At 46.0% G+C, this 14,081-nt stretch carries 11 protein-coding genes; 10 read left to right on the top strand and 1 reads right to left on the bottom strand.

Features of this window, described 5'->3' with window-relative positions:
• Window positions 1-84: 84 nt before the first annotated feature.
• From BLQ13_RS13485 to BLQ13_RS13440, 10 genes are all read left to right on the top strand, one after another.
• Window positions 85-1,323: an ROK family transcriptional regulator gene (locus BLQ13_RS13485; RefSeq protein ID WP_090920566.1), complete on the top strand. Its 1,239-nt coding sequence runs from the start codon at window positions 85-87 to the stop codon at window positions 1,321-1,323.
• Window positions 1,324-1,397: 74 nt separating this feature from the next.
• Window positions 1,398-2,414, top strand: coding sequence for an ROK family protein (locus tag BLQ13_RS13480; RefSeq protein WP_090920563.1), 1,017 nt, complete (start codon window positions 1,398-1,400; stop codon window positions 2,412-2,414).
• Window positions 2,415-2,476: 62 nt separating this feature from the next.
• Window positions 2,477-3,700 carry an MFS transporter gene (locus BLQ13_RS13475; RefSeq protein ID WP_244159311.1) on the top strand — a complete coding sequence of 408 codons (1,224 nt, stop codon included), beginning with the start codon at window positions 2,477-2,479 and terminating at the stop codon, window positions 3,698-3,700.
• Between the two features lie 45 nt (window positions 3,701-3,745).
• The gene (locus tag BLQ13_RS13470) at window positions 3,746-5,989 is read left to right on the top strand and encodes a helix-turn-helix domain-containing protein (RefSeq protein WP_090920560.1); all 2,244 of its coding nucleotides are present in this window, start codon (window positions 3,746-3,748) and stop codon (window positions 5,987-5,989) included.
• 170 nt (window positions 5,990-6,159) lie between these two features.
• Window positions 6,160-6,531, top strand: a complete 372-nt coding sequence (locus BLQ13_RS13465; RefSeq protein ID WP_090920557.1) for a hypothetical protein — start codon at window positions 6,160-6,162, stop codon at window positions 6,529-6,531.
• 392 nt (window positions 6,532-6,923) lie between these two features.
• A complete protein-coding gene (locus BLQ13_RS13460; protein ID WP_090920553.1) occupies window positions 6,924-8,528 on the top strand; it encodes an extracellular solute-binding protein in 1,605 nt (534 codons plus the stop codon).
• A gap of 116 nt (window positions 8,529-8,644) precedes the next feature.
• Window positions 8,645-9,547 (top strand): ABC transporter permease, encoded by a 903-nt coding sequence (locus BLQ13_RS13455; protein WP_090920550.1) that lies wholly within the window; start codon window positions 8,645-8,647, stop codon window positions 9,545-9,547.
• Window positions 9,548-9,607: 60 nt separating this feature from the next.
• Window positions 9,608-10,480 (top strand): carbohydrate ABC transporter permease, encoded by an 873-nt coding sequence (locus BLQ13_RS13450; RefSeq protein WP_090920547.1) that lies wholly within the window; start codon window positions 9,608-9,610, stop codon window positions 10,478-10,480.
• A 20-nt stretch (window positions 10,481-10,500) separates the two neighbouring features.
• On the top strand, window positions 10,501-12,195 hold the full coding sequence (locus tag BLQ13_RS13445; RefSeq protein WP_090920544.1) for a hypothetical protein: 1,695 nt from the start codon (window positions 10,501-10,503) through the stop codon (window positions 12,193-12,195).
• 118 nt (window positions 12,196-12,313) lie between these two features.
• A complete protein-coding gene (locus tag BLQ13_RS13440) occupies window positions 12,314-13,288 on the top strand; it encodes a sugar phosphate isomerase/epimerase family protein (protein WP_090920541.1) in 975 nt (324 codons plus the stop codon).
• Between the two features lie 515 nt (window positions 13,289-13,803).
• On the opposite strand, the gene BLQ13_RS13435 is transcribed toward BLQ13_RS13440, so the two are convergent.
• Window positions 13,804-14,081 (bottom strand): integrase core domain-containing protein (locus BLQ13_RS13435; RefSeq protein WP_139168893.1); only part of this gene is annotated, 278 nt, incomplete at its 5' end.

Below are 14,081 nucleotides of genomic sequence, written 5' to 3'. Positions count from 1 at the left end.
TGTGCTGTACACACTTCAATGAGGATGATATATTGAATTTAATTCGTTAAGAAACTTAACTAACTATGAAACCAAGGTGATAAAATGGCTGGCACACCGCAATATATCCGTAATCTGAATGAAAACTTGATTATGGATGCCTTGATTACACAAGGCTCCATGTCGAGAGCGGATATCAGCCGTCAAACAGGACTTAGTAAACCGACAGTATCATCAGCGGTAGAGCACCTGATTGAGCGTAATCTGGTGAAGGAGACAGGTCGGGCAGACAATGCCCAAGGGCGTAAAGCCACTTTAATTCAATTTAATGAAACAGCTTATTATGTCTGTGGTATTGATATCGGGGCTACACGAATTCGAATTGCCCTGTCTGACCTGAATGGGCAAATCATTGCATATGATACCTATCCGCCAATTGATCCAGGTCAGTACGTGCAGTTCAACTCAGTAAACGTGCAGTCCTCTGGAGTGGCTGGAGTCGAGGATGGACAGGAGACATCTGTTCCCTCTGAGGTGCCTGTACTTCGCTTGTTACACAGCTATGTGGATCAGCTGCTTCAGAAGAATCGCCTTCAGTGGAGTGATCTTCGCTGCATTGGGTTTGGAATTCCAGGTGTTGTCTTGCCTGTCTCAGGCAAGATTAGCCGGATTGTTGACCCGCTTGCAGGCATGGAGCAGGACTTCTCCCGTGATGCCTTAGCTCGTGCTTTTCCATGTGATATTATGCTGGACAATGATGTGAATCTCGCTGCGCTCGGGGAATATAGAAAGGGAGCTGCGATGAATTCGCCTTTGTTCATATTTTTCTCCATTGGGGCGGGAACGGGTGCAGGGATTATGGTTCAGGGTCATTTATTACATGGCTTGGGGGGACTAACTGGTGAAGTAGCTGAGATGCGGATGCAGGATGGCTGCCGTCTGGAAGATGTGTTGTCGGCTGATGGGCTGATAAGACTGGCGAAGCGACATTACTTAAAAGGCCTTTTAAGTTCAGACATGCAACCTGAGGATATCTTTGCGGCGACTCGTAGCGGAGAGGGATGGGCTATAAGCATGATGAAGGAGTACAGTCAGATGATCGCTTCGGCGTTGCGTCAGATTAGCACGTTGCTTGCCCCTGAATTAATCGTGCTTGGAGGCGGCATTGGCGGGAATGGTGATGTATTGTTACCTCTGCTAAGGAAAGCTGTTGCCGAACAATTTCCGGTGCAACCACAGCTGATATGTTCGGATCTTGGAGAGCGAGCGGTCGTTACAGGGGCTGTGCAAGTAGCTTTGCAACATACATTGATGAAGCTTAAACAAGGGACGACTGAAGAGTAGAAATCAAAGAAAATAAGTTTTTGAACCGTTGTACTACGAATAATAAAGAACAGATCTGCCAAGGAGGAAGTGTAATGACAGAAGCACAGCTTGAAGGGTTCGAAGCGAAAGGCTCATGGGTCGCCGGTATTGACATCGGAGGAACCAAAATACTGATGTTGTTATCCAATCAGAAATGCGGTGGAGAAGTGCATGAGCGCAGATTGCCAACACAATCCGCGGAGCAACCGGAACTGTTTTTCCAGTGGTTATTCACGGAATTAAAAACGTTCTGTGCAGAGATTGGATGTGATTTGGATCGGCTCGCGGGTGTAGGGCTAGGTTTCCCGGGTGTTATTTTGCAAGATGAAGCTGTGCTTCGGAATGCTCCTGCATTCCAGTGGCCTGAAGAAGATATTCGGCCAATAATCGCTAAGTACTACAGCGGAAAGATCGTTCTGGATAACGATGTGAACATGGCGGCCATGGGAGAAGTGGATCAGGGGGCAGCCAAAGGACATCGTCATAGTGTAATGGTAACCGTAGGTACAGGCATTGGCGCTGCGCTCGTGCTCAATGGAGAATTGCACAGTGGGCAGCACGGTGCGGCCGGTGAGATAGGACATTTTATCACAGGTGATGAGGGACTGAGTTCCGAATATGTAGCAGATGGTGATGCCTTCGGTGTATTTGAACAAGTGACGTCGGGGACCGGCATTACGGAGCGGGCAAGGCATTATTTTAATTCGGGTAAGGGAAGTGAACTATCCCTGATCTGGAGTCTGGCCGGAGGCGAAGTGGAACAGATTGAAGCAAGACATGTGTTCAAGGCGGCGGAGTCAGGCGATGTAGCTGCACTTGAAATTCTGGAACTGCCTATGCGTTATATGGCAAGAGGACTCGCGAATATTACGGCGCTGCTGAACCCGTCGATTATCGTACTCGGCGGCGGAGTAGCTGCATCCAATCCAGCCTATTATCTGAATGAAGTTCAGGCCAGACTCAAACGTTATGTTGTGCTCCCGGTCCAAGTGGTTATTGCCGAGCTTGGCAATAAAGCAGGGGCAATCGGGGCGCTAGCTTCCATTAGACGTCACCTTGAACGTATGTAGCGGCTAAGTCATAGGAGTAAACCATACACAGAGACTACAGAAATCAAAGGATGGAGATCCGGATGAGCGATAGACATATGACGGCTACTACAAAAAAAACAAAAGCCGAATTCAATGAAGCAAAAGCTGTATTAATTAAATTGCAGGGTTTATATCTGTTTATGGGACTTGCTGGAGGCATATTTAACCCTTACATCAATCCGATATTGGTTGCTCAGGGTTTTTCGAGTAAGGATACCGGATTCATCATGGCATTCGGAACATTAATATCCATTATTCTCCAGCCAGTCTGGGGGATTTTGGTGGATAAATTCAAAAAGACACGCCTTGTATTGGTGGTCAGCCTGCTTGTTCCAGCAGCGTTAGCGTATTTTTATAATATTCAGGTGTACATTATATTAATTTTGATTTATACTTTGTGCACTATATTTCAAGTGACACAGATACCTGTAGCTGACTCCTACGCGGTAACGGCAGCAAGAGCGGCGAATACCTCTTACGGTATGATTCGGCTGTTCGGGAGCCTGGGGACAGGGGTTGGCGGATTCGCTGCAGGGATGTATCTCTCCCAGTTTTCCATTCATATGTTATGGTTGCCCTTTCTGTTTTTCAACATCTTGAGCGCAATACTGGCGGGCACACTCCCCAAGCAGACGAGCATCTCCTCGTCCTCGGTAACTTTCTCCGTAGGTTTGGCAAGATTACTTCGAAATCGCACGTTCCTTCTCTTTCTCACGGGTTGTTTTCTGGTGAATCAGACCCTTACAGCATTTAACTCCTTTTTTGTTATTTCATTTCAGATGGCTGGTGGCTCGGTTGCCTTGACGGGTACAGCTCTTTTGATCGCTTCCATCACCAATGTACCCTCTATGCTGGTAGCCGCTTATGTGTTACGCAGGTGGGGACATGAACGAACCATGTTGCTGGCAGCGGGAGCCTACATGTTACGCTGGGGAATTCAATGGTTGTGGCCAAGTCCTGAAGTGATGATTGGTGTTCAGGTGTTGCACGGATTGTCATTTGGATTTTTCTATATCGCGGCAGTGGAATATGTGGCGTCTGTTACTGGACGTGAGATGCAGGCGACAGGTCAAAGCTTGTTTAACATGGTGTTTGCAGGACTCGGAGGCATTGTGGGAAATATGCTTAACGGCTATTTGTTGGATACTGGCGGTCCGTCAATGATGTATCTGGCTTGTACCATCAGTGCGGCAATGGGGGCAATCATTCTGTATATCGTCAGCAGACAGGCCAAAGAGCAGAGAAGGGCCTACCCATTAGAGTAGAAATGGAGTTAGAAACTAAAGTAGAAACGGAAGGAACTGAGGCCTATGAAGGTAAATCTGAAGCGGACATGGCACACCAGGTTGATTTATTCATATTTCCCCCTATTTCTGCTCACGATTTCCATTCTGATCTTTCTCTCCTTCCTGGTTGTTAACGAACTGTCACGAAAAGAAACCAGAAAAGCGGATATGATCTCTACACATTACATCGTCAGCACATTGGAGCGTTCATTAGGCGATATTGAGATGAGACTGCTGGATGAAATTGTAACGAACACAATGTACAGTCGTTTTTTGGAAGCCGAAAAAGGACAATTGTCCAGTCAGTTTATTTATGATGCAGCCAGTGATCTGAACCGTATGGTGGATCAACAGGGTATGGTGCAGTCGATTTACCTCTACCGAATGTCGGATTCGAGCATTATTACACCTAGAGGAATGGTAAGTTTTGAGGAATTTGAGGATAAATCGTATATCGAACAGGCGTTGAAAAATAAATTGAATCTGGGTTGGAATCAGCCCAGATCCTACAAAGAACGTTCATTTGATGTCCCTTCACAGGTCATCAGCATGAATAAATGGCTACCACTGCCTTGGGGTGGTGAAGGTCTGCTTGTTATTACCATACGGATGTATGCCTTGGAGAGGCAAATTGACAATATGACGGATGCGAATCTCTCTTTTCTACAGGTGAAGGATAGTCATGGGGATCTCGTATATTCGGCTCATCAGATTGATGCGGCGGAGGGGAATGTCCTTAATCAGGTCAAGGCTGAGAAGCTAGGACTTACCTTTGAGAGTGGCATTCAGACAGGTCAGTTATATTCATGGGTATCGCTGGTGTCCTATGTGTGGATTGGAATTGGTATTCTCACCATTGCTGGTGCGGTCTCAGGTCTGATCTATATTACACGTAGAAACGTAAAACCCATGCAACTGATGATGAATCGCATTCAGGCGTTACAGCCCCGTGTGCATGAAGAGGATGCCGCACCTTCTGTCAAAAACGAGCTTGCACTGATCGACCGGGCGCTTGAACATCTCATTGCTCAAACCGTAGATTACGAGAAACAGCATCATGAGAATCTGCTGATTCATCGCAGGCAGTTGCTTGTGGACTTGATGGAGGGTGAACGTATAGATTCTTTCCGTCAGCGTCTTCGTCACTTGCAACCGCTTGAGGAAAGGTTTCTTGAACCGCAGTGCGCCGCTGTATTGGTAGCTGAGATGAATGGGGCAGACCTGCCCGCTCCTTCCAATACGCTGAAAATGGCACTGATGAATGTGTTCAAGGAACTGGTGCAAAAAGAGAGCAATTTTGGTGCGTGGGCAGAATGGTTTGGCAATCGGCGTTTAATCGTTGTGGTAGCCTGCAATGAAAAAGAAAGACTGAGTCGTGAACTGCTGATGGATTTGGCTAAACAGTTGCATATGTGGATCGCTGAGCATTTCCGGATTCGGTTTACGTTTGGAATCGGGCAGACGGTTAATGGCTGGGAAGAAATCACTCGATCCTATAGCAGTGCAGACACAGCTCTGCAGCACCGGCTCACCCTTGGTCAGAATGCGATTGTACTCAGTGAACAACTACCAGGCCACATGGAACTGCATTCGTATAAATATTTGCAAATGCTCGCAGACATCGTTCGGGAGTTCAGGCTTACGGGGGATGGCTGGCGAGCACAGCTTGACCAGATGTTTATTGCGTTCAATGAAGACCAAATGAACGATAAAGATATTCGTATGCTCTTGCAATCGTTGATCCAGATGATGGCGCGTGAGTTCGGGGAGTTATCTGAACGTTTGCAAAACCAATTTGATGAGCTGGTTTTGGCGCGGCTTCGCTCGCAAATTCAGGAGGACGATACGCTCGAAGGCATTCGGGGGATTTTGCTGGATTGGCTCAAAGAGGTCTATCGCAATTATGTTGCCGTTAACGAAACGAAAAGTCACCGTGCGATGATAAACGAGCTGCGCGTATACATTGAGGAGCATTTCGATGATCCGGATCTGTCGCTGAAACACCTGAGTGACCGTTTTCAAATCTCGGGTAAATATGCGAGTTATTTGTTCAAAGAAGAGTTCGGTATGAAGTTTGTTGATTTTCTTGTGAAATTGAGAGTAGAAAAGGCATGCCGAATGCTAACATCAACGGATACAGCTATTCAGGATATCGCCCAGCAAGTGGGATACGCTAATGCGATCTCGTTTGGTAGAGTGTTCAAACGTGTGATTGGCGTGACTCCTGGGGATTATCGCAAGCAATATGGCAAACAAGAAGAACAATGAAGAGAAGCATTATTATTGAAAACTCCTCTACTTTAGCAACGTACATGTTCACTGTTGCGTCGTAGGGGAGTTTTTTTGTGACGCTACTGGAAAAATGACGTAAGAACACAGTTAGAAAATAAACAATATGTTCTAAACTATATATACATATATCAAAAGGAGGGGACAAAATGCATCAGTATGGACAGCAAGTTTGGGGCTCCGTGGAACTGGGTAGCGAAGTTAACATTACAACGGATAACAGTACCTTCGGTTTTAGCGTAGATGGTTTGCAATATTCTTTCGACATTCCAGCGGGAAGCTACATGACCAGTAGGAACAGACATGAGTCAGAGCTTGTTCAGATCATGACTGAGACAGCTGAGCATCTGAGCTTACCTGTACAGTTCAGGCTGGGCGGGATTCATGATGATGAGAAGCTGAACGTATTAATTCTGGAACATCTCGACAAGAGTAAAGAGTATGTACTGGATGGATTCGGAGGAAGCGCAGTAGATACGATTTTTGGAGAAGTGCGTTTTAATCTTGCTCCAAGAAACTAGCCGGGTAGCATCATCATAGATTGTTTAGAAATGACCGCGGATAAGGCGGTCTTTTTTATTTGCGCGCAGATCAGGAAAATGGATTAGTATTTGTCGTTGATTGTCGAATTAGAGTGAATTACCACCTGAAAAAGAGTGAGAATAACTTATATTCGTGTTAGTTTATATAACATAATCAGTGTGAAAAAAGTTTATTGTCAGGAAAATTGTTTATAAAGGTAGGTTATTTAACGTGATAATAGCTTTATCCTGTTTTGAAAATAGTTTATTGTCGATTTTCAGAAAACAATGTAATAATTAATGACATTCACAGGTGCAACAAGTTGGACAACCATAACGGAGTGGCGATCATGTGAATCATTACAGAATGAGTGCGAAAGGGGAAAGGTCAAATGAAATTATTTCAAAGACGTAAGGCAGGAAAGGCAAGTTCGATTCTCGCAGCGGTAACAGCATTCACTCTATTATTATCCGCGTGTTCGTCAGGCAGTGAATCATCATCTTCATCATCCGGGGAAGCGGGGGCGGGGAACAGAACCACGTTGAAAGTAGAAATTTTTGACCGGGGAAATACACCGGCTGGTTACACCATCTCCGATAGTTATCTGACACGCTTCATTCAAAAGGAATTTGGTGACCCGAACAACATTGATGTTCAATTTGTTCCCGTTCCCCGCTCAGAAGAAGTGCAGAAGCTTAACGTGCTCATGGCAAGTGGTTCTGAAGTGCCTGATATTGTATTCACTTATGATTCCGGTACATTTAATCGTTATGCCTCACAAGGCGGTTTGACAGAGTTGACTGATCTGCTGAACAAAGAGGGAAGCAATCTGAAAACATTTTTGGGTGATGACACGCTGGCATACGGTCAGTATGACGGACAACAATTCGCAGTTCCGGGTAAACGTCTGGTGTTAGGAAAGTACGCTTCTTATGTTCGGCAGGACTGGCTGGATGCACTTGGACTGCCAACGCCTCAAACGGCTGAAGAATTGCACACCGCCCTGAAAGCATTCAAGGAGAAAGACCCGGGCAAGGTGGGCTCGGCACTCATTCCCATGGGGATGTCAATCGCTTCGGCGCAATATGAGCCATTGATCTGGTCTTTCATTCAACCTCTTACGGAAGAACAGAGATATACACTGACTCAACAGCTAGGCTCTAATGATTATCCAACGTTGCTCCCTGGCTTCAAAGATGCACTGAAATATATGAACACGTTGTATAACGAGGGATTAATGAGCGCAGACTTCGGGCTGGATAAAGACAAGAAAAAACTATGGGAAGATGTATCCAACGGGAAAGTAGGTTTCTACAGTGAAGATGCAGGAGAGATTTACATCTCAGGTACGTATAAAAATCTGCAAACGAATAAACCTGATGCGGTGATGACACCGATTGATGCATTCAAAAATTCGGAAGGCAAATTTGCCAAGCCGGCATATGCACCCAATGCGATGTATGTCATGATTCCCAAAACAAGTCAGAACGCAGAAGCGGCTATGAAATATCTGGATTGGATGGCTTCTGGCAACAATTTGTTTGATCTGCAATACGGCGTGAAAGACGAGAACTATGAACTGGTGGACGGAGTACCACAGATTAAAGAAGATGCTTCTCCTGAAATTGCTGGTCGGATCTACAACTCTGGTGACATTGCCATCATTGTAAACGGAAAATATGTCGGAGATGAAAAGAAAAACGAAGAGGCTTATGTCGTTCAGGTAGATCCCAAATATCGGGATGACATGCGTAAATCGGTAGCCATCTCCAATACGGATACGATTCAACCCGTGCGTTTCTCCAAACCTATTGAAGCGGAATCTCGTTATGGTAACGGCTTAAAAGACAAATTCTCTGAGTTTATTGTGAAAACAACCATCTCCAAACCGGCTGATTTTGAAGCTGTGTATAACAGTATGATGAGTGATTATATGGCAAGTGGAGGCCAAGCTGTTCTTGATGAGCGTACGGAGGCTTACAAAGCGATGAAGTAATTATTCATCATATAGCGCAGGTTAGACAGGTCTGGCCGTATTGAACAGGATTTTTCATGGGGGCGATGTAAGGATCGCCTTCCATGAGACATCCTTCATGACTTGGGGGGAACATTATGAAGACAGGCACTTATTTCCGCAGAAACTGGCAAATGTACGCATTACTTGTGTTGCCCATGTTATACTTCATCATTTTCAAATACGGTCCAATGTATGGGGTACAGATCGCATTCAAGGATTTTAACTTTTTCCAAGGAATCGGTGGCAGTGAGTGGATTGGATTCGATGGGTTTAAGGAAGTGTTTCAGAATCAGGGGTTCTACACCGCCTTGCGTAATACGATTGTGCTTAACTTGCTAGACTTGCTAGTATCTTTTCCGGCACCGCTGATTCTGGCCATCCTGCTGTTTGAATTACGAGTTGCCTGGTTCAAAAAGATGGCACAGACGCTGCTGTACATTCCGCACTTTATTTCCTGGGTTATCATTGGTGGTATCGTACTCCAGGTGTTTGGCACACAATCTGGATTCATTAACAACATGTTAATGAGCATGGGGCTTGATCCGCTTCCATTTCTATCGGATAAAAACTATTGGATCTTTACGTATCTCGCCGTGGGCGTGTGGCAGAGCGCAGGCTGGGGAACGATTTTGTATCTGGCATCCCTTACAGGCATTAACCGTGAACTCTATGAAGCAGCCGAGGTAGACGGAGCCAGCCGTTTGCGCAGAATTTGGCATATCTCCCTGCCAGGCATCAAAACGACGATTGTTACCTTGCTAATCATTAATGTTGGTAACATGATTTCTATCAGTTTTGACAGGCCGTTTATCATCGGAAATGTGGCAGTACGCGAATACTCGGATGTGCTTAGTACGTTTGTGTACCGTCTGGGTCTGCAATCCGGCCAGGTAACTCTGGCGACCGCAGTGGGACTGTTCCAGGCTGTCGTTGGACTGATTTTCATCCTCGGTGCAAACTACGCATCTAAAAAATTGACAGATGAGAGCATTATGTAACGGAATGAATGCTTCTGCGGCAACACGGTATCCATCTATGATCTGTAAGGAGTGAGTGAGATGTCGGAAAACACGGCGAATCGAATATTCAACACAGTAAATGTAATTCTGATTGTCATTGCGATGGTACTGTGCCTTGCACCATTTATCCATATCATTGCGATCTCGCTTAGCTCGAACCGGGCGATCGGTTCGGGAGAGGTTTCCTTTTTCCCAAAAGAGCTGTCCTGGGAGGCCTATGGCAAGGTATTCGGTGATGGTTCCATGATTCGTTCCCTGATCTATACGATCTGGCTAACGGTTCTGAGTACGGTGCTTAGTATGCTTATGACGATTATGGCAGCATATCCCCTTGCCAAAAGCAGTCTGAGAGGCCGCAAATGGTTCATGCTGGTCATTGTTGTGACGATGTTTTTTAGCGGGGGCATTATCCCGGAATATATTTTGATCAAAAATTTGCATCTGCTTGACAGCACATGGGGTTTAATTCTTCCCGGCCTGATCAGTCCGTTTTATATGATTATTCTAATCACCTTTTTCCGCGGCATTCCGGAGAGTCTGGAGGAAGCTGCTGATATTGATGGCAGTACCCAGATTGGAACGTTAATGCGCATTATACTGCCACTATCTCTGCCGGTAATGGCAACGCTCAGCCTGTTTTACGCTGTAGGACGCTGGAATGGATTCCAGGATGCGTTAATGTATATTACCAAACCGGAGTTGTATCCGTTACAATTGAAGTTATATCAGATGATTCAGCAAAACCAAATCACTGAACTGATGCAAAATGAAGGTATTGGTGCAGTTCATGTGTTACCGGAAAGCTTGAAAGCAGCTAGCGTAATATTTTCGACGTTGCCAATCCTGCTCGTCTATCCATGGTTGCAACGATTTTTCATCAGCGGTGTAATGGTAGGTGCTGTAAAAGGTTAACGTCCCAGGAGGTCATAGGCATGACACAACCGATGGTTAAGAAGATGTCCAAGGAGCAGCAACATCTAGTACACCAGTCCATGATTATGATGGATCGTTTTTATGACGATGAATTCGCATTGCTTCGCAGCTTTGAAGACGATGCATCAGAGCATGGTACACGAGGCAGTGCACATTATGCGCTGGGCTTGCTGATTCGTCAGGAGCCCGGCGATGTGGAGCGGGCTGTTCGTGTGTTTCACAAAGTGTTCGATTATCAATATGATGCGCCAGAAGAAATCTATCACGGCACCTTTGCTACCCAGACAAACGAAGAGCACCCACCCGCGGGTCATTATGCATGGAAATCATTTGCGCCAGGCACAGCCTATTTCCTGGAACGCACCTTTGAGAAGGTGTCTGCGCAGTTTATTCATAATCTGCAGCAAGAGAATGATTTGATGAAGGAAGGTGCAGACGCCAAACAATTGAAAGAACTGTTCTATGCGTCCGTGAACGCTGTTTTGCCCCCGGTCTGGATCAGTTATGATCCGAACTGGCGGGAATTTATCGCATGTGTGTGTGCTATAGCAACAGCCGAGTTTGCGGCACTTCTGCCGGATACGCTTATTCGGCGGATGGATGAAGCGATGGAACGTGCCGTTCAGGGCTCAGTTGATCGCAGAAGGTCAGATGTGATTCCAATGAACACCAACATTGAACTGATGCATATTTTTATTACCCATTATTATGGACATCGGTTCCAGCGGATGGATTGGATTCAGCATGCGGATGCACAGGCCGAAAGTCTGTTACAGGAGTTTGAGCAGTTCGGAGGCACGTTTGCCGAGTTCAATACCACGACCTATTACGGAGTGGACCTCGCCGTACTTGGCATGTTCCGAAAGTATGCTGTAACTGAGCGCATGACTGAAATTGCTCACTCGATTGAGCATGGATTATGGAACAATATCGCGCTGTATTACAATGCCAATCTGGAGAATCTCTCCGGGCCATTTGCACGGGCATATGATATGGAGATGCGGGAGCATAGCTCGATCGGTGTCTTTCTCTATCTTTTGCTGGGAGAAGGCTACGAGTATTTGACAGGCATGAACTGTGAATCGGGGCATGATCCGATGATCGCGTTGTTGGGTGTTGATGTCCCTGAAGAGGCTGTACCGTATTTCAAAGCCCATCAAGGAGACCGACTCGTGCAAAAACAGTTCATGGAGCTGTGTGAACGTAACGATCCAAAAGCGAATCGAAACTTGTGCACCGCTTCGGCCTGGATTGGGGAGAGACGAATGATGGGAGCGATGTCTGGCAGTCGCAATACCAACGGCCAGATGCATCCGGCAACGATTCATTGGCAGACCGAGACAGGAGAGCGGTATTATTTGCGTCTTGTTCGGCGCGAAACAGGTGGAGACTGGAACAGCCATCTGCGGGGTATCACTTTTGAAGCGGAGGTCACGCCGGAAACATTGCATATTGAAGTGCAGCTGGATACGGCGGAAGAGATCGAGGTTTATTTTGAAATCAAAGGACCTCACCTGCATCTTCAGCATTTACAACCGACACGCTGGACGCTTCCGGGGCTAACCTGTTCTGTAAAAGCAGAAGCGCCAGCGCCGGCAGTATTAATGTATACCGACTATGCTGAAATAATCTATCGTTATGTTCCGGGTGTGACGGAGAACCGGATGAAGTTTGAACTCGAGATCAGCGAATAGATCGATGAGACGAGACGGTATCATAAGGTTAGGCAGGAGACTAAAAGTGGACTTCTATAGAAGGCTATTAGAAGGACTGGGATAGGGCTAATGTGCGGAAGGAGGCAGGGCAGAGTAAATGTATACAGACAAAAAAGAATACTCGTTCTCGACATGTTGGAATATCAAGCGCCATACGACGGGTGAAGGTATGATCGACGAGATACTGTCGCTTGGTTTCAGACAGGTGGAGTTGAATTATAATGTGACGGATGAGCTATTAAAGACGATTGAACCGATGATTGAACGTGGGCAAGTGGGTGTATCGAGCGTGCATAACACGTTTCCGCATGTAGCCGATCCGGATTATGGAACGGATTCGGTGCTGCTTGGATTCGACGATGAGGCGCGGCGTAAAAAGGCGATTGAACTGCTGCTTCGTTCTGCCGAATATGCTCATCGCTACGGTGCGAAGGCGGTTGTTGTGCACCCGGGGGAAGTACCGTTTGAGTATAACATTGATGAAGCTCTGAAAAAGATCTATCACAAGCAAGGCAAGGATTCACCGGCTTATCAAGCGTTGTGGCATGAGATGCTGGAGAAGAGACAGGCTAGTGGTGAGCACTACTTGAGACGTATACAGGAAAGTCTGGAAGAGGTATGTAATCTGTCAGAGCAGCGTGGATATGGTGTGAATTTCGGAATTGAAACCCGTTCGCGCTGTTATCAGATGCCTACGTTGCAGGAAGCAGGAACGATCATTGGTCAGATGAAGGGTGCACCGCTTGGGTTATGGTATGATATCGGCCACGGCATGATGATGGATCGCATGGGATTGTATGACAATGTGCGCGAAGCGAATGCGCTGATCGATCATGTCGTGGGGGTTCACATACATGAAACGGTAGGATTGTCCGATCACTGGTGTCCGTATATTCATAGTCAGGACATGAGCTATTTTGATTCATTTCTAGATATCATCGATCGATCTCCTGTGAAAGTGTATGAACTGAAAGCGGCCTGCACACCCGAGGAGATTGACGAAAGTCATAAACTCATTACCGCTCGTATTGCTGAACGTCGGGAGGATAAGCAGCTGGCGAACGAATTGTGATGCAGTAGTGGAATTGGGGAAGTGCAAAGTACAACAAGCGTGAGTAAATAGAGCAAACACAGAAATTGCAGAAAACAGAGAAAGCACAGAAACACAGAAACACGAGGAGAGCATACACTCTCTCGTGTTTTTTGTTTAATGCATTGAAGCTGAGTGCGTCAAGCAAGTCAAGGGGAGGAACGGAATGGAGAGAGCGATTGAACGGAGCGGTGATCGGAACACGTTAACGTATCAGATAAGAATAGCAAAAATGAGTTCTAATCCTGACCCTTAAAGTTCTAACGATCTGCAGGAAGCTTATTTCCTCCATCTAGACTGATATAAAATTCTAACGATCACCAGAGAGCTTATTTCGTTGTTTCAGTAACTTTTTGGGTGTATTTAGGCCTTTTTTGGAAAATAGCGTCATCTGAGATCGTTAGAATTTTAAAACCGCCACAAAGGTCCAAATAAGCTCTCTCACGGTTCAACCCCTTAATATTGGACACTAGCTAGCTTTTTCTCAGATTGACGCATCATAACGCAATGGATTTGGATTCTATGGTTCCTTCGTTGACCAGGCGCAGGTAATCTGTCGGCGACCAGTCGTGTAGACTGCCGTGAATACGGTCTTTGTTGTAATAACGGATGTATCGATCTACCTCGGAAAAGGCTTCTTCGTAGCTTTCGAAACAATGTCGTTGGTAACACTCACGTTCCAGAACACTATGAAACGATTCAATAAAAGCATTTTTATTCGGTGTTCGAACGGGTGTCCGCTCATGCTCTAAACCTGCTTCTTCACAGAAGTTAT

Source organism: Paenibacillus polysaccharolyticus, assembly GCF_900102085.1.
In the GTDB taxonomy this organism is placed as follows: domain Bacteria; phylum Bacillota; class Bacilli; order Paenibacillales; family Paenibacillaceae; genus Paenibacillus; species Paenibacillus polysaccharolyticus.
The sequence above is the reverse complement of the archived record's forward strand: the minus strand, read 5'-3'. Positions and strand labels throughout refer to the sequence as shown.